General features: G+C 73.1%; 20 protein-coding genes and 2 pseudogenes. 5 read left to right on the forward strand and 17 right to left on the reverse strand.

From position 1 onward, the window contains the following. Positions 1 to 38 precede the first annotated feature (38 nt). The 3 genes from EV562_RS20660 to EV562_RS20670 form a co-directional block, all read right to left on the reverse strand. Positions 39 to 1,127, reverse strand: coding sequence for a PDR/VanB family oxidoreductase (locus EV562_RS20660; protein WP_133888309.1), 1,089 nt, complete (start codon positions 1,125 to 1,127; stop codon positions 39 to 41). Positions 1,128 to 1,225: 98 nt separating this feature from the next. Then, the gene (locus tag EV562_RS20665) at positions 1,226 to 3,157 is read right to left on the reverse strand and encodes a hypothetical protein (protein ID WP_133888310.1); all 1,932 of its coding nucleotides are present in this window, start codon (positions 3,155 to 3,157) and stop codon (positions 1,226 to 1,228) included. Positions 3,158 to 3,217: 60 nt separating this feature from the next. Continuing rightward, positions 3,218 to 3,730, reverse strand: coding sequence for a tetratricopeptide repeat protein (locus EV562_RS20670; RefSeq protein ID WP_166661915.1), 513 nt, complete (start codon positions 3,728 to 3,730; stop codon positions 3,218 to 3,220). 132 nt (positions 3,731 to 3,862) lie between these two features. On the opposite strand from EV562_RS20670, the gene EV562_RS20675 reads away from it, so the two are divergent. Beyond that, positions 3,863 to 4,306, forward strand: a complete 444-nt coding sequence (locus EV562_RS20675) for a hypothetical protein (RefSeq protein ID WP_133888312.1) — start codon at positions 3,863 to 3,865, stop codon at positions 4,304 to 4,306. Between the two features lie 85 nt (positions 4,307 to 4,391). On the opposite strand, the gene EV562_RS20680 is transcribed toward EV562_RS20675, so the two are convergent. The 8 genes and pseudogenes from EV562_RS20680 to EV562_RS20720 form a co-directional block, all read right to left on the reverse strand. Then, positions 4,392 to 5,903 (reverse strand): DUF1996 domain-containing protein, encoded by a 1,512-nt coding sequence (locus tag EV562_RS20680; protein WP_133888313.1) that lies wholly within the window; start codon positions 5,901 to 5,903, stop codon positions 4,392 to 4,394. A 159-nt stretch (positions 5,904 to 6,062) separates the two neighbouring features. Beyond that, positions 6,063 to 6,716: a response regulator transcription factor gene (locus EV562_RS20685; protein WP_133888314.1), complete on the reverse strand. Its 654-nt coding sequence runs from the start codon at positions 6,714 to 6,716 to the stop codon at positions 6,063 to 6,065. Then, entirely contained in the window at positions 6,701 to 7,987 is a 1,287-nt protein-coding gene (locus tag EV562_RS20690) for a sensor domain-containing protein (RefSeq protein WP_133888315.1), read from the reverse strand. Before EV562_RS20690 ends, EV562_RS20685 begins: the two co-directional genes overlap by 16 nt. A gap of 85 nt (positions 7,988 to 8,072) precedes the next feature. Continuing rightward, entirely contained in the window at positions 8,073 to 9,074 is a 1,002-nt protein-coding gene (locus EV562_RS20695) for an SDR family oxidoreductase (RefSeq protein WP_133888316.1), read from the reverse strand. Between the two features lie 69 nt (positions 9,075 to 9,143). Further along, positions 9,144 to 9,758, reverse strand: coding sequence for a winged helix-turn-helix domain-containing protein (locus EV562_RS20700; protein ID WP_133888317.1), 615 nt, complete (start codon positions 9,756 to 9,758; stop codon positions 9,144 to 9,146). 298 nt (positions 9,759 to 10,056) lie between these two features. Continuing rightward, positions 10,057 to 10,833 (reverse strand): annotated as a pseudogene (locus EV562_RS20710) (hypothetical protein). A gap of 41 nt (positions 10,834 to 10,874) precedes the next feature. After that, positions 10,875 to 11,906, reverse strand: coding sequence for a glutamine synthetase (gene glnII / locus EV562_RS20715; protein ID WP_133888318.1), 1,032 nt, complete (start codon positions 11,904 to 11,906; stop codon positions 10,875 to 10,877). Positions 11,907 to 12,041: 135 nt separating this feature from the next. Further along, complete coding sequence (locus EV562_RS20720) at positions 12,042 to 12,518, reverse strand: MarR family transcriptional regulator (protein ID WP_133888319.1); 477 nt, start codon at positions 12,516 to 12,518, stop codon at positions 12,042 to 12,044. 115 nt (positions 12,519 to 12,633) lie between these two features. Between EV562_RS20720 and EV562_RS20725 the strand changes: the two genes are divergently transcribed. Beyond that, on the forward strand, positions 12,634 to 13,506 hold the full coding sequence (locus EV562_RS20725) for an alpha/beta fold hydrolase (protein WP_133888320.1): 873 nt from the start codon (positions 12,634 to 12,636) through the stop codon (positions 13,504 to 13,506). A 3-nt stretch (positions 13,507 to 13,509) separates the two neighbouring features. Here EV562_RS20725 and EV562_RS20730 read toward each other — a convergent pair whose 3' ends face one another. Both EV562_RS20730 and EV562_RS20735 read right to left on the reverse strand, forming a co-directional pair. Further along, positions 13,510 to 14,262, reverse strand: coding sequence for a hypothetical protein (locus EV562_RS20730; RefSeq protein WP_133888321.1), 753 nt, complete (start codon positions 14,260 to 14,262; stop codon positions 13,510 to 13,512). A 118-nt stretch (positions 14,263 to 14,380) separates the two neighbouring features. Then, positions 14,381 to 14,740 (reverse strand): arsenate reductase family protein, encoded by a 360-nt coding sequence (locus tag EV562_RS20735; protein WP_133888322.1) that lies wholly within the window; start codon positions 14,738 to 14,740, stop codon positions 14,381 to 14,383. A 175-nt stretch (positions 14,741 to 14,915) separates the two neighbouring features. On the opposite strand from EV562_RS20735, the gene EV562_RS20740 reads away from it, so the two are divergent. Next, complete coding sequence (locus EV562_RS20740) at positions 14,916 to 15,230, forward strand: hypothetical protein (protein WP_133888323.1); 315 nt, start codon at positions 14,916 to 14,918, stop codon at positions 15,228 to 15,230. A gap of 153 nt (positions 15,231 to 15,383) precedes the next feature. Here EV562_RS20740 and EV562_RS20745 read toward each other — a convergent pair whose 3' ends face one another. Beyond that, positions 15,384 to 16,571 (reverse strand): winged helix DNA-binding domain-containing protein, encoded by a 1,188-nt coding sequence (locus EV562_RS20745; RefSeq protein WP_133888324.1) that lies wholly within the window; start codon positions 16,569 to 16,571, stop codon positions 15,384 to 15,386. A 101-nt stretch (positions 16,572 to 16,672) separates the two neighbouring features. Here EV562_RS20745 and EV562_RS35630 point away from each other — a divergent pair. Next, a pseudogene (locus tag EV562_RS35630) lies at positions 16,673 to 16,807 on the forward strand (NmrA family transcriptional regulator); the annotation flags it as partial. A 33-nt stretch (positions 16,808 to 16,840) separates the two neighbouring features. Here EV562_RS35630 and EV562_RS20755 read toward each other — a convergent pair. Both EV562_RS20755 and glnA read right to left on the reverse strand, forming a co-directional pair. Next, a complete protein-coding gene (locus EV562_RS20755; RefSeq protein WP_208298390.1) occupies positions 16,841 to 17,101 on the reverse strand; it encodes a hypothetical protein in 261 nt (86 codons plus the stop codon). Positions 17,102 to 17,273: 172 nt separating this feature from the next. Next, positions 17,274 to 18,683 (reverse strand): type I glutamate--ammonia ligase, encoded by a 1,410-nt coding sequence (gene glnA, locus EV562_RS20760; RefSeq protein WP_133888326.1) that lies wholly within the window; start codon positions 18,681 to 18,683, stop codon positions 17,274 to 17,276. 219 nt (positions 18,684 to 18,902) lie between these two features. Between glnA and EV562_RS20765 the strand changes: the two genes are divergently transcribed. Continuing rightward, positions 18,903 to 19,370 (forward strand): RDD family protein, encoded by a 468-nt coding sequence (locus EV562_RS20765; protein WP_133888327.1) that lies wholly within the window; start codon positions 18,903 to 18,905, stop codon positions 19,368 to 19,370. 128 nt (positions 19,371 to 19,498) lie between these two features. On the opposite strand, the gene EV562_RS20770 is transcribed toward EV562_RS20765, so the two are convergent. Then, a complete protein-coding gene (locus EV562_RS20770; RefSeq protein ID WP_133888328.1) occupies positions 19,499 to 20,203 on the reverse strand; it encodes a DUF4191 domain-containing protein in 705 nt (234 codons plus the stop codon). Positions 20,204 to 20,238: the final 35 nt, after the last annotated feature.

Here is a 20,238-nt window from a genome sequence, read left to right on the forward strand (position 1 = left end):
CGAACGGACCGGACCGGATCGGACCGGGCACCGGCGGTTCACATGTCGAGCACCAGCCGCGTACCCGAGCAGCGGGACACGCAGATGAGCATCGAGTCGCCCCGCTCCGAGTCGGTCAGCAGCTCGTCCCGGTGATCGATCTCCCCCTCCAGCACCTTCTGTTGGCACGTCCCGCACCAGCCCTGCTCGCAGGAGTACGGGGTGTTCGGCAGCTCGGCGCGCACGGCGGCCAGCACCGAGGAGTCGCCGGACACGGTCAGCGTGCGACCGCTGCGGTGCAGCTCGACCTCGAACTCCCCGTCGCCGTCCGCCGTGGTGCGCGGCGCGAACCGCTCCAGGTGCAGGGCGGCGCCGTCGGGGAGGTGCTCCGCCACGGCCGTCATCAGGCCCTCCGGACCGCAGCAGTACACGGCCGCACCCTCGGGCAGGGCCGCCAGGAAGGCGCCGACGCCGGGCCGCCCGTCCTCGTCCTCGGGGACGACCGTGACACGGCCGCCGTCCGGGTCCAGCTTCTCGATCTCCTCCAGGAACGGCATCGAGGCTCGCGTCCGGCCGCCGTACAGCAGCCGCCACTCGGTGCCCTCGGGCAGTGCCCGCAGCATCGGCAGCACGGGCGTGATCCCGATGCCCCCGGCGACGAACGCGTAGGCGGGTGCCTGGACCAGCGGGAAGCGGTTGCGCGGCCCGCGCACCTCCAGCTCGGTGCCCTCCTGCACCTGCTCGTGCAGCTCGCGCGAGCCGCCCCGCCCGTCCTCGACCAGCCGCGCGGCCACGGTGTACGACGAGGTGTCCTCCGGGTCGCCGCACAGCGAGTACTGCCGGACCAGGCCCGAAGGCAGCACCAGATCCAGGTGGGCGCCCGGCTCCCAGCGCGGCAGATCGGTCCCCTCCAGGCGCAGCAGCACCACCCCGTCGGCCAACCGCTCGTGCGCGGTCACCAGCAACGTCGGCGCGGAGGAGCGGGACCGTCCCGAGGCCGGCGGGCGGGGGGCGGAACCCGTTCCCGCCGGCGAGCCCGGTGTCCGGCGCCGCACCGCCCGGCCGACGACGAGCGCGGCACCGGCCGCGAGGAGCAGGACCGTCGGCCTCGGCCGCCGGGTGAGCAGCGGAGCAAGCTTGTTGGACATGGCGTCAATGTACTGACCGGTAGCTCCGCGTGGAACCCTTCTGGCAGTACTTGTTGACGTCAGTGTCAGCAAGTTGGCGGACGCCGTGTGGGACCGGGCTAGCGCAGCCCGCCGATCGTCCGCCCGTCCTCCAGTGTCCCCGTCAGCTGGGCCCGCGCGCCCTGTTCGGCCTTCGCCGTCAGCAGGTTGCCGTCGGCGGAGTCGTCGATCCCGCCGGTGGCCTCGACCGACCTCGTGCCCCGGCTGCCCGCCGCGAGCAGGTACCAGTGCCCGCCCTCCGACTTCCACAGCACCCCGGCCAGCACGTGCGGGTCGCGCTCGCCGCACGCCGGCACGTCCTGCGCCTTCGCCGCCACCGCGCCCTGCGCCCCGCCCGGCGTCCGGAACTGCGCCAGCACCCGCGTCCCGTCACCGCGCCAGGTCTCGGCGCGGGTGCACACCCACACGCCCGACCCCGTCCCGTCGGGCAGCGGCTGCGCCGCGAACTCCCAGGCGTTCACCGAGCGCACCCCCTGCCCGCGCACCGTGCCCAGCGAGCAGGCGTACGGCGCCCAGGCGTCCAGCGCCTTCGCGCCCGAGGCGTCCTTCGCCGCACCGGGACGCCCGGTGGTGAGCCGGGCCGGCACCAGCTCGCCCAGGTCACTCACCACCCGGGTGCGCGAACCGTCGGTCAGCTCCAGCACGTTCCACGACGTGCAGGCGCCGGACCGCTGCTGCACCGGGCTGGCCAGCGGGGACGTCACCCCGTCGGTGAGCGTCAGCTCCCTGGTGCCGGAGACCGGCTCGACGAGATCCCGCCCGGTCACCCCCGTCACCCAGGGTGCCGTCAGATAGCGGACGTTGCCGTCGGCCCGGCCCAGGACCACCGCGGTCGCCTCGGCGCGGCCCGCCCCGTCGGTCCGCGCGAAGTCCAGGGCGGCACCGGTCGAACCGTCCTTCGGCTCGGCGTACCTGACCAGGCGCAGGCCGTCGTGCAGGACGACCACCCGGGCGTTGTCCACCTCCCCGGCGTACAGCAGCTGCGGCGGACCCGCCGGACCGCCGGTCGGGGTCCCCGGTGTCGCGGACACCCCGACGCTCTCGCCGGGCCGGGCCCAGACGGCCAGGGCGCGGCGCAGCAGCTCCACGTCGCCGGTGAGGCCCCCTCGCGCAGGCCACACCGAGAAGTCGGTGCGCGCGGACGTCTCCCAGGCGGCGGGCGCGGCCTTCGTGAGCCTGCCGGGGTCCAGCGCGGCCTCGGCCGCCGGGTTGCGCGCGTAGGACGGGGCGGCGGCGCCGTCCGGCCCCCAGCCGTCCCCGGGCAGCCCGAGCAGCGCCCCGCACACCACCAGCGCGGCTCCGGCGACCAGCGCGGCCTTGGTGTGCTGACGCCGGCGCAGCAGGTCGGTCGGCCTGGCCTGCAGCGAGCAGGGGTCGAACTCGGGCGAGCCGAGCAGCCCGTACTGGCCCGGCACCCCGTCCGCCTCCCGCAGGGCCGCCTCCGGGTCGGCGACCCCGGCGGCGTCGAGCAGCTGCCGCACCCCGTCGTCGGGCAGCCGCTCGAGACCGCGCAGCACGTACGCCGCCCGGCCCGGCCCGGAGAGCGCGGACAGCCGCTGGTCCAGCGCGAGTTCGTCGGCTCCGCCGGAGCGCGGGAAGAGCTTGAGGCCTCGCACGTGCGGCAGCAGCGGCGGCAGCTGGGACCGCCGCGGCCACGCCCGGCGCCGCAGCGGCAGCCCGGCCTCCAGCGCCGTACGCACCACCCGCAGCCGGACCAGCGCGTACCCGGGGTCGACCGCCCGGCCGGTGGACTGGGCGGGGATCACCGGGGTCGTCGTCCGGTTCCGGGGCAGGGCGCGCTGGGTGAGGGCGTGCGCGGTCAGTACCCGGCGGCTGCGGCCGAGGCCCGGCGGCAGCACCAGGTAGGCCAGCCGGGCCAGGCGCGGATAGTGCTCGACGAGCGCGGCCTCGGCCTGCTCGACGTCGACCACCGGGTCGGCCGGGGAGGCGGCGGACGGTGCGGGGCGCGGGGCGACATCCTGTGGCTGCACGTTCAGCAGAACGAGCGAACGGGGCGATGGTCACCGTGGGGCCGCCCCCGCCGGGGCGCGCTACTGCGCTTCCGGCTCCACCAGGAGGCGCGCGTAGTGGGCCATCGACCGCTGGTAGCGGGGCAGATGGGGGGCCAACGCGCCGAGCACCAGGGCCAGGCCCTCCCGGTCGCGGCCCATGCTCGACAGGCACAGCGCCAGCACGGCGCGCACGGCGTCGTCCAACTCGTCCGACGGCGCGACCAGTTCCGGCGAGAGCAGCGTCACGCCCTCCTCCGGGTGCCCGGTGTTCCGCAGGGAGCTGGAGAGCTGGATCTTCGCCCGGCGCCCCTTGTAGGGGCTGGCCTCGGAGAGTCCGCGCTCCAGTGCCTCGCGGTACAGCGGCACGGCACGGTCGGAGTGGCCGGTGGAGTCCCAGGCGCAGGCCCGCTCGAACAGGCCGAGGGGGCTGTCGGCCGGCAGCTCGTCGGCGAGGGCGTCGACGACCGCACGGAAGTCGGCGGCATCCTCCTCGGCGTAGTCGTCGAATGCCGCCCAGGCGGCCGTCACGCGCTGTTCCCAGTCCTGGTCCACCCCGCCACTCTCGCACGGTCCCCGCACAAGAGCACCCGGGTTCCTGAGTACTTCGCGCGTCGCGCCCGTATCGATGACGAGAGCCCTCGGGGGCTCCGTGCGGCATGTCGTCCCAGCGGACCGGAGGAACACATGAGGCTGACCCGACCGATGCCCGCGGCGGCCGCCCTTGCGGCGGTCCTCGCGCTGACCGGCTGCGGCGCCGACGGGGACGGCGGGGCCGCCGTCCCCGAGACGGCGGCCGGCAGCCTGGAACACCTGGCCGCCGAGGCGAAGTGCACGCCCGACCTGCAGACCGACGCGGACACCATCCGCCAGGCCCTGTGCGGGAAGGGCGACGAGAAGTACGTCCTCGCCACCTTCGCCACCGACCGCGGCCAGCGCGAGTGGATCAACACCGCCAAGGACTACGGCGGTTACTACCTCGTCGGCCGCAAATGGGTCGCCGTCGGCCACGAGGACGTCGTCGCCGACCTGCGCGGTCGGCTCGGCGGCACCCTGGAGCAGGGCGCCCGGCACGGCGGCGACGGCGGCCACCCGGATGGGCACGGCGAGCACGCCGGACACACCGGCTGACCGGGCGCGGGACACGAGGGGACACGGGGAGGGCCGGTGGCGGATATCCGCCACCGGCCCTCTCACGCGTGCCGGGCCCGGACCGCTACCGGCAGTCCTCGCCGCGGTTGATGCAGTCGACCACCTCGTTCATCAGGTCCTCGTCCATGACGTTGATGAAGTCGTTGTGGTCGGTGATGGGCTTGTGCAGCTGCTCCGGGAAGCTGTCCACGGCGTACGGGTTCTGCACCTGGCCGTTCTCGACGGTCGGGGCGGGGATGTCGTACGCGAGGCGGATCTGCAGCTGGGGGACGGCCTGGAAGCCGTTCGCGCAGCTGCCGTCCTCCTGGACGAAAGCCATGTGGTCCCGGTGGTTGGCGCTGTCGATGTTCTGGCCGTCCCAGCAGCTCTGGAAGTTGATCGTGCGCAGCACCTGACTGCCCTCGGGGCACAGCGGGTACTTGTCCGTCACCTGGCGGTCCTCGAAGCCCGAGCAGCTCCACGAGGTGTTGGCGTTGGCGTCGCCGTTGGTGAAGGACTTGGCGTCGCCGGTGATGACGCGCAGGAACTTCGGCATCGCGACCACGTCGCCCTGCCGGCTGCCGACGAACTTGATCTCTGCCTGCGCGGGCTTGAGGATCTTGCCGATGTTGCCCTCGGCGCCACCGCCCTGGTCGCCCGCGTCGAACTCCTGCGTACCGTCCTGGAGGCGCAGCACCGGCCAGTAGTACGTGGACTTGTCGCCCTGGTTCTGGCAGGAGGTGTCCGCGGCCGCGAGGTCCTGGTCGCTGGAGAAGGCGTCGTTGTCCTGATTGCCTACGTAGTCGTGCGTGTGGTGGGCGCCGTTGTCGACACCCGGGGCGGCGATCAGGTTGTCGCTGTTGAACAGGTTGTTCTCGTTGACGCCGCACTCCGTGGTGAAGGTGCCGGTGGAACCGCCGTCGCCGTTCGCGGCGAGGCCGTTGCGGCTGTTGCGGGAGTTCGGCTGGACGTCGTTGATGTCGATGAAGTCGTCGGCGACCGGACCGGCGACACCGTTGCCGTTGTCGTCCTGGTTCTGGCCGTCCCCGTTCTGGTTTCCGCCGTCCTGGCCGTCTCCGCCGCTCTGCCCGTCTCCGCCGTTCTGGCCGCCGCCGTTCTGCGTCTGGTCGGCGGGGCGGCCCTGGCATCCGGCCAGCTCGTCCAGGTCGTCGTCGGCCCGGCCGCCGGCCCGGTTGATCTCCAGCTGGATCCGGTCGATGATCGCCTTCCGGCGCTCCTTGAGCGGGCCGAGAATGCTGTTGCCGACGAACTGCGCGTCACCCGCCTGAGCCCGCCGTGTCGTGGCGAGACGCTGGTAGGCGTCGGTGATCTGGCTGTCCATCGTGGCCAGTTCGCCGTCCACCTCCCCGCGCGCCCGGTCCGGCACGTCCCGGATCTGCTGACCGACGTCGGGGCAGTCGATCGTCGCCACCTGCGCGGCGGCCGACCTGGTCCGGTTGTGACCCCCGTGCTCCTCGTGCGCCGAAGCGTAGAAGTTGGCCCAGACCAGCCCGCCCCCGCCGACCGCCAGGGCCGCCGCCCCGGCAACGATCTTGGTGGCCAGCGGCGTACGGCGTTTTCTCGTGTTGCGTCCCATGGAACTCCTCTGACTTCCTTGCGGGGGCATCGCTTGCGGGGCATCGAGGGCGCCCGACAGGAGTGAAGCGGCTTCCCTTCATACGGAAGCCGCTCCGGAGGTGTTCACCCGTGGCGGGAATTGCCGGGTCCCGTGGGACGGGCGGGACGTGTGAGAAGGTCAGCGGCCGCGGTCCAGATACGCCAGAACCGCCAGCACACGGCGGTTGTCGTCGTCCGAGACCTCCAGACTCAGCTTCGCGAAGATGTTCGCCGTGTGCTTCGCGATCGCCCGCTCCGTGACGACGAGTTTGCCGGCGATCGCCGCGTTGGTCCGGCCCTGCGCCATCAGTTCCAGCACCTCCAGCTCGCGGGGGGTGAGCCGCTCCAGCGGCCGGTCCTCCGCCGCACGCCGGCTGAGCAGCTGCTGGATGACCTGCGGGTCCATCGCGGTACCCCCCGCCGCCACCCGGCGTACGGCGTCCACGAACTGCTCCGCGTCGAACACCCGGTCCTTGAGCAGGTAGCCCACTCCGCCGCTCCCGTCGGCCAGCAACTCGCGCGCGTACAGCTGCTCCACGTGCTGGGAGAGGACCAGGACCGGCAGCCCCGGCTTTTCGCGGCGGGCCTCCAGCGCGCACTGCAGGCCCTCGTCGGTGAGCGTGGGCGGCAGCCGGACGTCGACCACGGCCACGTCCGGCTCCAGTTCGGCCAGGGCCCGGGACAGCTCCGGGCCGGTCTCGACGGCCGCGGCGATCTCGAAGTCGTGGGCCTCCAGGAGCCGGACCAGTCCGTCGCGCAGCAGGAACAGGTCTTCGGCTAGGACAACGCGCAAGGGATCTCCATGGTGACCATGGTGGGGCCGCCCGCGGGCGAGCTGACGGCCAGGACGCCGTCGAATGTACCCAGTCGCCGTTCCACCCCGGCCAGGCCCGAACCCGCCCCGACCACCGCGCCGCCCTTGCCGTTGTCGGTGACCGATACGCGCAGGTTCCCCTCGCTGTGGTGCACGTCGACCCATATCCGGTCGGCGCCGGAGTGCTTCACGGCGTTGGTGAGGATCTCGCTGACCGCGAAGTACGCGGCCGACTCCACGGGTGCCTCGGCGCGGCCGGGCAGATCCACGTCGACCTCGACGGCGACCGGCAGGCGCAGCGCCAGGGCGCGCACCGCGTCGCCGAGCCCGCGCTCCGCCAGCACCGGCGGGTGGATGCCGCGCACCAGCTCGCGCAGCTCGGTCAGCGCGTCGGCGGAGGAACGCCGGGCCTGCGCCAGCAGTTCCCTGGCCCTGCGCGGGTCCTTCTCCAGCAGCGCCTCGATGGTGCCCAGGTCCATGCCCATGGCGACCAGCCGGGCCTGCGCCCCGTCGTGCAGGTCGCGTTCGATGCGGCGCAGTTCGGCGGCGGAGGTGTCCACGGCGTCGCGCCGGGTCTCGGTCAGCACCCTCACCCGCTCGGCGAGTTCGGTCTGGTCCGAGCCGAGGACCGCGCCGGCGAGCCGGAAGTGGGCCCGCAGCGCGAGCGGGCCGAGCCAGGCGGCGGAGACGAGGAGGACGGCGCCCAGGGCGGCGGCGTACAACGCGGTGGTCTGGTCGGACACGGGCACGAAGCCGTACCAGTAGGTGTCGTCCCAGACCCGCCACAGCCCGGCCGCGATCGTGAACCCCTCCAGCGGGTAGGCCACCAGCGCGAAGGCCAGCAGCGCGGTGACGAAGCCCGCCGTCATGTCGACCGGGAGCCAGCGGAAGTCCCGCCAGGTCGCCGGGTCACGGAGCATCCCGAAGGTGCGCGTCCACGGGTTGGCGCCCTCGGGCAGCGGCCGGTAGGCCCGCCGGATGCGCACCCCGCCCCACTCGGCGGCGAGCAGCCGCCGCCAGTCCGCGAACATCCGCACACCGGTCAGCACGTACGGCGTGGTGACGATGCCGACGCCGATCGGGACGAGGGCGACGGACACCAGGGTCAGGCAGAAGCAGAGCACCGACCCGGGCAGGGAGATGAACGTCAGGGCCAGTCCCCGCACGGCCGACAGCGCCATGCCTCGCGTCCGCGTCGTGCGCCCGGGGGGCCGGGTCTGCCGGGCGCCGCTCTTCGTGTCGATGCTCATGACGGCAGTCTCGCGGAGTCGGCGGCCGGTGACACGGGGCCGGGCACCCCGGTCAGGGGGTGGTGCCAGGTACACCTCCGCCGGGTCAGGCGGTGCCGGCCGCGAGGACCTTCGCCTCCGTGTCCGGGTCCAGGCCGACCGGCGGCCGGCCGGGGCGCTGCGGCGCGGTGCCGCCGACGGCACGCAGCCAGGACCAGGTGTCGGCCACCGTGTCGCCGACCGGGCGGCAGGTCAGGCCGGTGGCCAGGGCCCGGGAGACGTCCGCACCCTGCAGTGCGTCGTGCAGGTCGCTGCCCGGCGGTGTCCACACCGGCAGCTGCTCCCACGGCTCGACGCCGGCGGCGAGAACGGCCTCGGGGGCCGTCCAGCGCAGCTCCGCCGCGCCGCCGGTGGCCCTCGCACAGGCGTCGAGCAGTCCGCCCATGGTGGTGTGCCCCGCCGGGGAGGCCAGGTTGTACGGTCCGCCCAGCTCCCGGTCGACCGCGCCGAGCGTCCAGTCGGCGAGGTCACGGGCGTCGATGTACTGCAGGGGCAGGTCCCGCGGGCCCGGCGCGAGGACCGGGCCGCCGCGGGCGACGCGGTTCAGCCACCACGGGAGCCGGCCGATGTTCTCGTACGGGCCGAGGATCAGCCCGGCCCGCACCAGCACCGACCGGTCCGCGCCGAAGGCCTCCACGGCGGCCAGCTCGGCACCCCGCTTGTCCCGGGCGTAGTCGCTCCGCCCGGCGTCCGCCGAGGCGCCCTCGACGAGCGGGGCGTCCTCGGTGTACCCGGCGGGCGGCGCCCAGGCGTACACCGAGCAGCTCGACACGTACACGTACCGTCCGGCGCGGCCCCGCAGCAGCCGCGCCGCGTCCCGTACCGCGCGGGGCGCCGCCGACCAGGTGTCGACGACGGCGTCCCAGGTGCCCTCGGCCAGGGCGGCGAGCCCGTCCGGCGCGGTGCGGTCGCCGTGCAGCGCCCGCACCCCGGGCGGCGGGGTGTGCCGTCCGCGGTGCAGGACGGTCACCTCCCAGCCGCGGCCGAGCGCCGCCTCGGCCACGGCCCGCCCCACGAACTCCGTACCGCCCAGCACCAGTAGTCTCATGCCGCCACTGTGCCGGGCGCGGGTTTCGGAGGGAACGGTCCTCTGCCGTCGGCAGACGGGCGGCCGGCGTCAGCGGCCGGTGGGCGGCGTGTACTTGTAACCGACCCGGCGCACCGTCTGGATCGTCTGCCGGTGCTCCGCGCCGAGCTTCCGGCGCAGCCGGGCCACGTGCACGTCGACGGTGCGGCCGTCGCCCACGTGTCCGTAGCCCCACACCGTGGTGACCAGCTGGTCGCGGGTGTGGACCCGGTGCGGGTGCGCGACGAGATGGGCGAGCAGTTCGAACTCCAGATAGGTCAGGTCGAGTTCACGACCCTCCACGGCGGCGGTGCGCCGCGCGGGGTCGATCCGGACGAGCGGGTTCTCGCCCGGGACCCGGTCTCGGGGCCGGTTCTGCGCCGGAAGGCCCGGGATCCGGTCCCGGCTCCGGCCCGGGTCCCCGAAGGGCGGCTGCTGGTCGGCCGGGACGAGCACCAGGTAGCCGACCATCGGCGGATGCCCCGGCAGCGCCGGGAGGGTGTGCGGGGGCGCGGGCAGCCAGGTGGCGCCCGGCGGCAGCAGGTCCGCGACGTCCACCACCTCGTCCGGATCGACGGCGCGCAGCCGGTGCCGGGGGCTGCCGGTGTCGGGACGGACGGCGGGGGAGTCGAGGGTGACGGTGGACAGGGAACGGGTGGTCGCCATGAGACGTCAGCTCTTTCGCGCGAGAGGTTCGTCGGGAGGGGCGACGGGCGCGAGTTCGTGGTCGGGCGCGTCGCGGGACGTACGTCGTGCGCACCGGCGGCAGGCGCAGAAGGCCTGGGATGTACGGCTTCCTAGCGGGCCGGCGCGATCGTCGCGCGGCAACACACCCGGTCGAAGTCGTCGTGCTGACGGGAAGGCCAGAAGGGCTCGAGGTCATGGCGACCCGTCGCTGCGTACTTCCGGAAGCTGGCCATGGGCCCCATTGAAGCAGACGGCGGCGGGGGAGAGGAGAGTCCTCTCAGTGCGTGGACGCCGGCCGGCCGGGATCCGGACGTCGAAACGGTCGTCCCACCAGCCGTTTGCGCCGGTTCAGCGGGGCGACCTCGATCGCCCGGCCCGGGCCACCGTCCCACTGCGCGGACAGGCCGGAGCCCGCGAACGCGGCCACGACCTCGTGCCCGGCGGCCGTGGTCGTCTCCTGCGAGCCGTCGAAACCGCCGTAGTGCAGCATGAGCCCGTGGCCCTCGGCGGCGGCCTCGGTGCTCTGCCGGTGGAAGAAGACGAAGCCCCGGGCGCCCCGGCGCTCCGCGCCGATCTCCGCCGCCCCGCAGCCCCGGCAGCAGGTGAAGTCCTCCCGGGCGGTGATGCCGGCCGCGTCCAGGGCCTCGAAGACCCGGGTGAGCCGGTCCGGGTCGGTGGTCTCCCCGCCCCAGCTCTCCTGCTCGGCCACCCGCTCCCGCCACAGCGCGGTCCACCAGCAGCCCGGCCTGGGCACGGGAGACCGGCCGCTCGCCGTACGCGCCGCCGACGAGGTGTTCCTCCGCGATCTCCGTCAGCGTCCCGCGGTCGTCGTGGCCGCAGGGGAGCTGCTCGCACACCCGCTGCCCGACCTGCCCTCGTGCCACACCTGGGCGAACACGTCGGGGAGGTCAGGTATCCGCTGCATCAGCAGGAAGCGGTCGCCGGCTCGGCCGATACGCGCGATCAGCTCCCGCAGCTCCGCCGCACGCGACCGGGTGTGCGTCCGTCCGCTCTCCGTGAGGACCTTGAGGGCGAGGACTCCGCCGATCTCCATGTCCCCACCCTCGCACGCGCCACTGACGGCGCGGGCCGGTCTCAGACCTGGCCGGCCTTCTCCAGCGCCGTGCAGCAGGTGTCGACGAGCAGCCGCGTCACCACGTACGGGTCGACGTTGGCGTTGGGGCGGCGGTCCTCGATGTACCCCTTGCCGTCCTTCTCGACCTGCCACGGGATGCGCACCGAGGCGCCCCGGTCGGAGACGCCGTAGGAGTACTCGTTCCACGGGGCGGTCTCGTGCAGGCCGGTGAGGCGGTCGTCGATGCCGGCGCCGTAGTTCTTGACGTGGTCCAACGGCTTGGACCCCTCACCGAGCGACTCGGCGGCGGTGATGATGGCGTCGTACCCCTCGCGCATCGCCCTGGTGGAGAAGTTGGTGTGCGCGCCCGCGCCGTTCCAGTCGCCCTTGACCGGCTTGGGGTCGAGGGTGGCGGAGACCTCGAAGTCCTCGGCCGTGCGGTAGAGCAGCCAGCGGGCCACCCACAGCTGGTCGGAGACCTCCAGCGGGGACAGCGGGCCGACCTGGAACTCCCACTGGCCGGGCATGACCTCGGCGTTGATGCCGGAGATGCCGAGTCCGGCCTTGAGGCAGTTCTCCAGGTGCGCCTCGACGACGTCGCGGCCGAAGATCTCGTCCGAGCCGACACCGCAGTAGTAGCCCCCCTGCGCGGCCGGGAAGCCGCCCTCGGGGAAGCCGAGCGGGCGGGCGCCCTTGAAGAAGGTGTACTCCTGCTCGATGCCGAAGATCGGCTCCTGCGCGGCGAAGCGCTCGGTCAGCTCGGCCAGTTCGGCGCGGGTGTTGCTCGGGTGCGGCGTCATGTCCGTGTCGAGGACCTCGCACAGCACCAGGATGTCGTCGCCGCCGCGGATCGGGTCGGGGCAGGAGAAGACCGGCCTCAGCACGCAGTCCGAGGAGTTGCCCTCGGCCTGGTTGGTGGAGGAGCCGTCGAAGCCCCAGACGGGCAGCGCGTCCAGGCCGGCGGGGGCATCCGTGATGATCTTCGTCTTGGAACGGAGCTTGGCCGTCGGCTCGGTGCCGTCGATCCAGATGTACTCGGCCTTGAAGGTCACGGGGGCCACATCCTTCGGGGTGGTCTGGGCGCACTCGCGGGTGCTGCGGCGCTGGGCGGCAGGGGCGCCGCGTCTACTGCCGTGCAGCCTGCCAACGGGCGATTTCCCGACCGTTGCCCGTGTGTGAACCCCGTGTTACCCGGGCTGCTTGTGGTGCGGCTCACCCACGTCGTCGCCGGCCGCCTCCCGCATGCCGGACAGGAAGCCCTCGATCGCGGCCCGTTCGCGTGCGTCGTATCCACTCAGCAGCTCCACCGCGCGGGTGATCAGCGGCCCGAAGTGGGACCAGCCCAGCGCGACCGCGCGCTCGTCCACCTCGACGGTGACCTTGCGCCGGTCCCGCTCGTCACGCACCCGCCGCACGTGCCCCGCCCGCTCCAGCCGGTCGACCAGCGCCGTCGTCCCCGCGGAGTTCAGCCCGAGCGCGGCGCCCAGGTGCCCGGCGGTCAGCGCATCGCCCGCCCGCGCGGCGTCCATCAGCGCGATGAGCGCGCGGACGTCGGTGGGGTGCATGCCGTTGCGCTGCGCGAACCGCGCACTGTGCGCGCCCAGTTCCACGGTGAGCGCCCGCAACAGGTGGACGATCTCCATCTCCGGTCCCCGGTCGGACATCCGGCACCCTCCTTCAGGATCATCTCGCTCGACAAGTATCTTGTTCAGCGAGATAGTAGCGGGGATGCAGGGACATGCAGGGACCAGGGGAGCGAACGAGACAGGGGGCACGCTCATGAGCGCGCGCGGTTCGTACGAAGCAGGCCGATTCCACGACGCCTACGACAAGGTCATGGCCAAGTGGCCCGCGGGGACCGAGGCGGTGACCGTGCCCACCCCGTTCGGCGAGACGCACGTCCACGTGACCGGTCCGGCCGGCGGCCGCCCCCTCGTCCTGTTGCCGGGCGGCGGCGCGGCGACCTCCGCGTCCTGGTACGCCCAGGCCGCCGAGCTGTCCCGCACCCACCGCGTCCACGCCGTCGACCTGATCGGCGCCCCCGGGCGCAGCATCCCGGCCGGCGACCGGCACCCCCGTACGGTCGCCGACCTCACCGGCTGGCTGGACGCGCTCCTCGACGGCCTCGGCATCGCGGAGACCGACCTCGGCGGGCACTCCTACGGCGCCTGGATCGCCCTGCACCACGCCCTGCACGCGCCCGAACGGGTACGCCGCCTGTTCCTCCTGGACCCGACCCAGTGCTTCGCCGGGCTCAAGGCGGCCTACCTGCTGCACGCGCTGCCGATGCTGCTGCGGCCCACGCCCCGCCGGGTCCGCGCCTTCCTGGACTGGGAGACGGGCGCGACCCCGCTCGACGCCGACTGGCTCGCCCTCCAGGAGGCCGCCGCCGGCTTCCCGGAGCGCAGGCCGGTCACCGGGCCGCGCCCGGCCCCGCAGGCCCTGCGCGCCCTCGACGTGCCGGTCCTGCTGCTCCTGGCCGGGAACAGCAGGACGCACGACGCCGCGGAGGTGGCGGCCCGGGCGCGGACCCTGCTGCCGCACGTGGAGACGGTCGTCCTGCCGGACGTGTCCCACCACGCGCTGCCGCAGTCCGCGCCGTCCGCACTGGGGCGGCGCCTCGGCGGCTTCCTCGCCGCACCGGCCGGCTGATCGTCAGCCGACCTTCTCGATCAGCGCGCGCCGGATCAGGAACTTGCCCTCCTCCCGCACCTGTTCGAACGCCGCGTTGTTGAGGAGCGCGCAGCTGCCCGAGACCGAGGTGACCTCGACGGTCGTGGACCTGCCGTTGTCGAGGTTGGTCACCCGCAGGTCGGTGCCCACCGGGAACTGGTTGCTGGAGGCGGCGGGTGCGCCGCCCTCGCCGGAGAGGGTGACGGTGGAACCGGCGCAGACCTGCTCGCCGGCCTGCCCGGCCCCGCCGGCCTGGCCCCCGGCCTGCTCTCCCGTCTCCTGCCCGGCGTCCTGGCCCCCGGCCTGCTCTCCGGACTCCTGCCCGGCGTCCTGGCCCGTCTCCTGCCCGGCCTGCGGCGGCTGCGCGGACGGGGAGCCGCTCCGGGCCGGCGGCGCGGTCTGGGAGTCCTGAGCCGACTCCCCGACCGCGCAGCCGGACGCCGCCTGCTTGCGCTCGATCTCCGCGACGACCGCCTCGCGGTTCTCGATCCGGGCCTGGGACAGCGCGTCGGGTTCGGCCCGCTGGCCCTCGATGAACCGCTGGTTGTTGCCGAGCGCGGTGGCCAGCCCCTGGCAGACGCCCGAGTCCTGGGCGGCCGTCGTCCGCGCCTCCTGGGTGGTCTGCGCGGCATTAGAGGCGTTCGCCATGACGAAGGCGCCGCCGCCGGCCACCGTGGCGGCGCCCACCAGTAGCGCGATCTTCTTCTTCGTGCCGAGAGTTCTCCTGCGCGACATGCGCGCCTCCTGAAGAGGTAGGGGAGCGTACGCCGCTATGTACGAGATACCGAACGGAGTTGCTCACCGGTCGCGTCGATGCGCGCACGTAACCTGCGTCACACCCTCGGATCCCGGACTACCGGGACAGGGCCTCCCGGACCGCCTCGTCGGTGCGCCCCACCACGGCCGTCCCGTCGTCCGCCGTGATGATCGGCCGCTGGATCAGCTTCGGGTGTCCGGCGAGCGCGGTGACCCAGCGGTCACGTGACGCCTCGTCACGGGGCCAGTCCTTCAGGCCCAGTTCCTCGGCGGCCGCCTCCTGGGTGCGGGTGATGTCCCACGGTTCGAGTCCGAGCCGGGTGAGCACCTCGCGGATCTCGTCCGCGCTGGGCACGTCCTCCAGGTAGCGACGGACGGTGTAGTCGGCCCCTTCGGCGTCGAGCAGGCTGATCGCGCTGCGGCACTTCGAACAGGCCGGATTGATCCAGATCTCCATGCCGCACACGGTAACCGGAGGGGTGCGGAAACTCGTTCACCACGGGGGTCACAGCGGCCCCGAAAGCCCTTGTGGGCAGGGGCTTTTGTCAGTGGGGGGCGGTAAAATAGAAGCAGTGTTCGAGGGTGTCGCCGGGAGGTCCGGACGGCGCCCTGACCGCGACAGGAGGATGCCCGTGCCCGCTGCCGCACTGAAGCCGAAGCCGCTGCCCACCCAGTCCACCGCCAAGCGGCCCGTCCTGCTCGACCTGCCGTACGAGCCCGTGGAGAAGCGTCCGCTGCCGGCGGGCCGCCCCCGCGAGTGGTACGTGTCGCACAACCGCCGGCTCAAGGCGATGCGCCTCGCCATCGCCCTGCTGGACTCCGGCGTCTACCTGCCCGCCCAGGCGCGCAACGAGAGGATCCGGAGCGCCGCGCTCACCATCGGGGTCCACCCGCCGTCGGACACCACGTGCCACATGGTGCGGGCGTTGATGCGGTACTCGCGGTGACCTCGGCGCCGGGTGCCGTGTCGTCCACGGTGCCCGGCGCTCGTTCGCCGTCCCTGGGGGCTGCCGGCACCGCGCCCCCACTTCGGCCCTGACGGGCCCCGCCCTCGACTCCCCCGGAGGGGCCGATCCTCCCGACCGGCGCCGAGCGGGGACCTACGCCGACAACTCCCGCTCCAGCGGCGTCCGGAACCGGGGCGTGATCCGGGTCGTGCCCACCCAGGACGCCAGCCGCTCGGCCTCCGCCGCGATCGCGGTCTCCGCCTCACGGCCGACGCCCTCGCCCTCCAGGATCCGCCAGACGATCTCGCCGTCGGCCCGCTGGGCCCAGCCGCCGATCACCCGGCCGTTCCACCACACCGTCGGACCGACGTTGCCGCTGCCGTCGAAGAGCGCCGGCCGCAGCCCGGGGGCGAGGTACCAGTCCCGCTGCTGCCAGCCCATCGCCGTCGGATCCAGGCCGGGCAGCAGCGCCGCCCACGGCTCGGCGGGCCCGGCGACCGGGCCGGCGTCACCGGCGACGACGTACCCCGTGCCCTCGTCCAGGGAGACCGCCTCCGCGCCGATCGCGGTCAGTGCCCGGCGCACCTCCGTCACCCGCCACCCGGTCCACCACTTGAGGTCCTCCTCGGTCGCCGGACCGCACGCCGCCAGCCACCGGCCCAGCAGCTCGGCCTGGGCCCCGCCCGGGTCCAGCTCGGGATGCTCGGGCGCCGGAGCCCAGCGGAACTGGCTGGACGTCCACGAGCCCAGCGGCCGGCCCCGCACCACCTTGCCCTCCACGCCCAGCACCCGCAGCAGGCGGGTGGAGACGGTGTGCACACCCTCGTAGCTCTTCCCGGCCGCGTAGGCGAACTGCTCCTTCAGGCGCGGCTCGTCACGGGCCAGCTCGGCCGCCGTGGCCTGGCCGCGCCGGGCCAGCGCGGCCAGCGTCGACTCCTCGACCTCCGCCAGCCAGGCGGCGTCCGGGGCCCCCGCCTCCGCCATGTTCTTGACCAGTCTGGCCCGCTCCCGGGCGGCGACGGTGCGTCCGGTGGAGGCGTGCACGACGGCCGTCAGCTCCGTCGGGAACACGAACACCGTGTGCCGCATGCCGTGCATCCGGACCAGCGACCGGTCCTCGTACAGCGCCCGCTCCGTCTCTCCCACGGTCTGCGCGCTGTCCGCCAGCCGCGCGCCCACGGCCAGGTGCACCGCCGCCGGGTCCGTGCCGTGCAGCGCGACCAGTGCACCGGCGACCTCCTCCGGGCTCTCCGCCCGCGCGGACGCCGTCAGCAGCTGCCGCAGGGCCAGCCGGTCCCGCCGCTCGGCCGTCCCGATGTGCCGTCGTACGCCCTCACCCATGCAGGCCCTCCACCCGTCCGTACGCGCGTCGCGTCCTCGGTGGGGACATCGTGCCCGACACCACTGACAACCGGCGGCCCGTGGCCCGGACGGCTTCGTGTTCCGACGACACTCTCGACACCCTCGGCGACCCGGGCCCGGCCGAGCTGCGCCTCAGCCCGCACGTCGGGCGCGTCCTCGGCCGTGTCCCGCGCTCCTTCGCCGACCGGGCCGCCCGTCACGTCGAGGCCTTCCGCCGAACCCGCCGGCGGGGGAGGGCGGCGCCGCGACTAGTACGGCGCCCGGAGATCGACGTAACCGAGCAGCACGATCACCGCGGCCACGCAGCCGAGCACCACCGCGGTGGACACCCACGAGGACCGGCGGCCGGAGCCCACGTGGTCGGGGTCGGCACGGAAGGGGACCGGGCCGGGAGGGTTCTCCTTCCAGCGTGCGGCGAGCATCCGCGCCCGCGCCGACGGCTCCTTGTGCTCGGCGCCGTCCGCCCACCTCAGGTCGAACTCGCGCTCCTCGTCGCCTGGCTCCGCCATCTCCGGCACTCTCCCCGTCCCCCCGACGTGCAACCCGACTCGGACAACCGTGTCAGTGGACATGATCCCGGCCCGCCCGCACCCTGTGAAGTGTTTTCGGCCACGCACGACGGCGCCCCCGCCCCCGGGAAACGGGGACGGGGGCGCCGGCCGGAACGGCGTGGGGCGTCGATCACACGTCGAAGTACATCTCGAACTCGTGCGGGTGCGGACGCAGCTGCAGCGGCGCGATCTCGTTGGCGCGCTTGAAGTCGATCCACGTCTCGATCAGGTCCGGCGTGAACACGTCGCCCTGGAGGAGGAACTCGTGGTCGGCCTCCAGGCGGTCGAGGACGGCGCCCAGCGAGGTCGGGACCTGCGCCACGTTCGCGTGCTCCTCGGGAGCCAGCTCGTAGAGGTCCTTGTCGATCGGCTCGGCCGGCTCGATCTTGTTCTTGATGCCGTCCAGGCCCGCCAGCAGCAGCGCCGAGAAGGCCAGGTACGGGTTGCCGGAGGCGTCCGGGGCGCGGAACTCGACGCGCTTGGCCTTCGGGTTCGAGCCCGTGATCGGGATGCGCATCGCGGCCGAGCGGTTGCGCTGCGAGTACACCAGGTTCACCGGCGCCTCGAAGCCCGGCACCAGGCGGTGGTACGAGTTCACCGTCGGGTTGGTGAAGGCCAGCAGCGACGGGGCGTGCTTGAGGATGCCGCCGATGTAGTAGCGGGCGGTGTCCGACAGGCCGGCGTAGCCCTGCTCGTCGTAGAAGAGCGGCTCGCCGCCCGACCACAGGGACTGGTGGACGTGCATGCCCGACCCGTTGTCACCGAAGATCGGCTTCGGCATGAAGGTCGCCGTCTTGCCGTTCTTCCAGGCCACGTTCTTCACGATGTACTTGAAGAGCTGGAGGTCGTCGGCGGCCGCGAGCAGCGTGTTGAACTTGTAGTTGATCTCGGCCTGGCCGGCGGTGCCCACCTCGTGGTGCTGGCGCTCGACCTTCAGGCCGGACCGCTCCAGCTCCAGGGAGATCTCGGCGCGCAGGTCGGCGAAGTGGTCGACCGGCGGGACCGGGAAGTAGCCGCCCTTGTAACGGACCTTGTAACCGCGGTTGTCCTCCAGGGCACCGGTGTTCCAGGCGCCGGCCTCGGAGTCGATGTGGTAGAAGGACTCGTTCGCGCTGGTGGCGAAGCGGACGGAGTCGAAGACGTAGAACTCCGCCTCCGGGCCGAAGAACGCGGTGTCGGCGATGCCCGTGGAGGCCAGGTACGCCTCGGCCTTCTTCGCCACGTTCCGCGGGTCGCGGGAGTACTGCTCGCCCGTGATCGGGTCGTGGATGAAGAAGTTGATGTTGAGCGTCTTGTCCCGGCGGAACGGGTCGATGCGCGCCGTCGACAGGTCGGGGCGCAGGGACATGTCCGACTCGTGGATGGCCTGGAAGCCGCGGATCGAGGACCCGTCGAAGGCCTGCTCGTCGTCGGGGTCGAACGCCTCGGCGGGCAACGTGAAGTGCTGCATGACGCCCGGCAGGTCGCAGAACCGGACATCGACGAACTTGACGTCCTCGTCCGCGATGTACTTCTTGGCGTCGTCGGCGTTCTGGAACATCCAGCTCCTCCTACTCCCGACCGTCCCGCCGGGGTGGTAGATCGTTCGTGCGGCCAGTGCGGGTGGCACACGCTCCCTCGACCCTAGGGACGGGTGATTTCTCGGGCGTGACCCATTTGTTTCGCAGAAGTTAACCGGCCTCCTCCCAGCCTAGGCCGCATCGGCCCCCGTCACACCCCACCGTCCCGGCTTCGCGCACCGGCGCAGTACCGTGGTCGGGTGGACAACAGGCAAGCAATCGGATCGTGGCTCTCCGGCCCCCGCGCGGCCATCGAGGAGGGCGGCACCGATCTCGGGTACCGCGGTGAGCAGCTGGGTCTGCCGGAGGAGGGGCCGGGTTCGATCGCCCGCCCGGGCAGGCGTCTCGGCGCGCTGGCCGTCGACTGGGCCCTGTGCGTCCTGATCGCATACGGCCTGATCACGGGCAGCTATGGGCAGACGGCGAGCAACTGGGCCCTGCTGATCTTCTTCGTGCTGAGCGTGCTGACCGTCGGCACGATCGGCTTCACCCCGGGCAAGCGCCTCTTCGGCCTGCGGGTGGTGGACCTCGCCACCGGCCGGCCCAGCCCGCTGCGTGCCCTGCTCCGCTCGGTCCTGCTGTGCCTCGCCCTGCCGGCGCTGATCTGGGACCGAGACGGCCGCGGCCTGCACGACCGGCTGGCCCGCACGGTGGAAGTCCGGACCTGACGCCTCCCGGGGGCGAGTGCGACGCCCGGTGAGGACGGCGCCGGTACGGCGATGGGGGCGGCCCGAGTGATCGGGCCGCCCCCATCGCCGTACCGGCGCTCCGGAGTCCTGCCGGAGCCCTCAGGGGGTCAGCGCTGCCTGGGGTTGCCGCCCCGGGGCATCCGCATGCCCTTCGGCATCGGGCCCTTGGGCAGCGGCATGTTGCTCATCAGGTCGCCCAGGGCGCGCAACCGGTCGTTGGTCACGGTGACCTGCGGGCCGGACAGCACGCGGGGCAGCTTCAGCATGGTCGTGCGCAGCTTCTTCAGCTCGACCTGCCCCTCGCCGGTGCCCACCATCAGGTCGTGCACGGGGACGTCGGCGACGATGCGGTTCATCTTCTTCTTCTCGGCCGCGAGCAGGGACTTCACCCGGTTCGGGTTGCCCTCCGCGACCAGCACGATGCCGGCCTTGCCGACCGCGCGGTGCACCACGTCCTGGTTGCGGTTCATCGCCACCGCGGGGGTGGTCGTCCAGCCCCGGCCGATGTTGTCCAGTACGGCCGCCGCCGCGCCCGGCTGTCCCTCCATCTGCCCGAAGGCCGCCCGCTCGGCCCGGCGCCCGAAGACGATCGCCGTCGCGAGGAAGGCGAGCAGCAGGCCCAGGATGCCGAGATAGATGGGGTGACCGATCAAGAAACCGATCCCGAGGAGGACACCGAAGACGACGATGCCGACACTCGCGAGCACAAGACCGATCTTCTTGTCGGCCTTGCGGGTCATCTTGTAGGTCAGAGCGATCTGCTTCAGTCGCCCGGGGTTTGCAGCGTCCGCTGCAGGTTCCTTCCTCGCCATGGCACGAAGTCTACGTGCCCCCGGAAGCGCCGACG

The sequence above is a fragment of the Streptomyces sp. BK208 genome (genome assembly GCF_004364245.1).
GTDB lineage: Bacteria > Actinomycetota > Actinomycetes > Streptomycetales > Streptomycetaceae > Streptomyces.

Excerpts from the sequence above, each read along its gene's own strand:
- EV562_RS20745 (WP_133888324.1), bottom strand. The coding sequence starts at position 16,571 with ATGGGTGAGGGCGTACGACGGCACATCGGGACGGCCGAGCGGCGGGAC.
- EV562_RS20725 (WP_133888320.1), top strand. The coding sequence starts at position 12,634 with ATGAGCGCGCGCGGTTCGTACGAAGCAGGCCGATTCCACGACGCCTAC.
- EV562_RS20770 (WP_133888328.1), bottom strand. The coding sequence starts at position 20,203 with ATGGCGAGGAAGGAACCTGCAGCGGACGCTGCAAACCCCGGGCGACTG.
- EV562_RS20675 (WP_133888312.1), top strand. The coding sequence starts at position 3,863 with ATGAGGCTGACCCGACCGATGCCCGCGGCGGCCGCCCTTGCGGCGGTC.
- EV562_RS20700 (WP_133888317.1), bottom strand. The coding sequence starts at position 9,758 with ATGGCGACCACCCGTTCCCTGTCCACCGTCACCCTCGACTCCCCCGCC.
- glnA (WP_133888326.1), bottom strand. The coding sequence starts at position 18,683 with ATGTTCCAGAACGCCGACGACGCCAAGAAGTACATCGCGGACGAGGAC.
- EV562_RS20660 (WP_133888309.1), bottom strand. The coding sequence starts at position 1,127 with ATGTCCAACAAGCTTGCTCCGCTGCTCACCCGGCGGCCGAGGCCGACG.
- EV562_RS20695 (WP_133888316.1), bottom strand. The coding sequence starts at position 9,074 with ATGAGACTACTGGTGCTGGGCGGTACGGAGTTCGTGGGGCGGGCCGTG.
- EV562_RS20720 (WP_133888319.1), bottom strand. The coding sequence starts at position 12,518 with ATGTCCGACCGGGGACCGGAGATGGAGATCGTCCACCTGTTGCGGGCG.
- EV562_RS20735 (WP_133888322.1), bottom strand. The coding sequence starts at position 14,740 with ATGGAGATCTGGATCAATCCGGCCTGTTCGAAGTGCCGCAGCGCGATC.
- EV562_RS20680 (WP_133888313.1), bottom strand. The coding sequence starts at position 5,903 with ATGGGACGCAACACGAGAAAACGCCGTACGCCGCTGGCCACCAAGATC.
- EV562_RS20690 (WP_133888315.1), bottom strand. The coding sequence starts at position 7,987 with ATGAGCATCGACACGAAGAGCGGCGCCCGGCAGACCCGGCCCCCCGGG.
- EV562_RS20755 (WP_208298390.1), bottom strand. The coding sequence starts at position 17,101 with ATGGCGGAGCCAGGCGACGAGGAGCGCGAGTTCGACCTGAGGTGGGCG.
- EV562_RS20730 (WP_133888321.1), bottom strand. The coding sequence starts at position 14,262 with ATGTCGCGCAGGAGAACTCTCGGCACGAAGAAGAAGATCGCGCTACTG.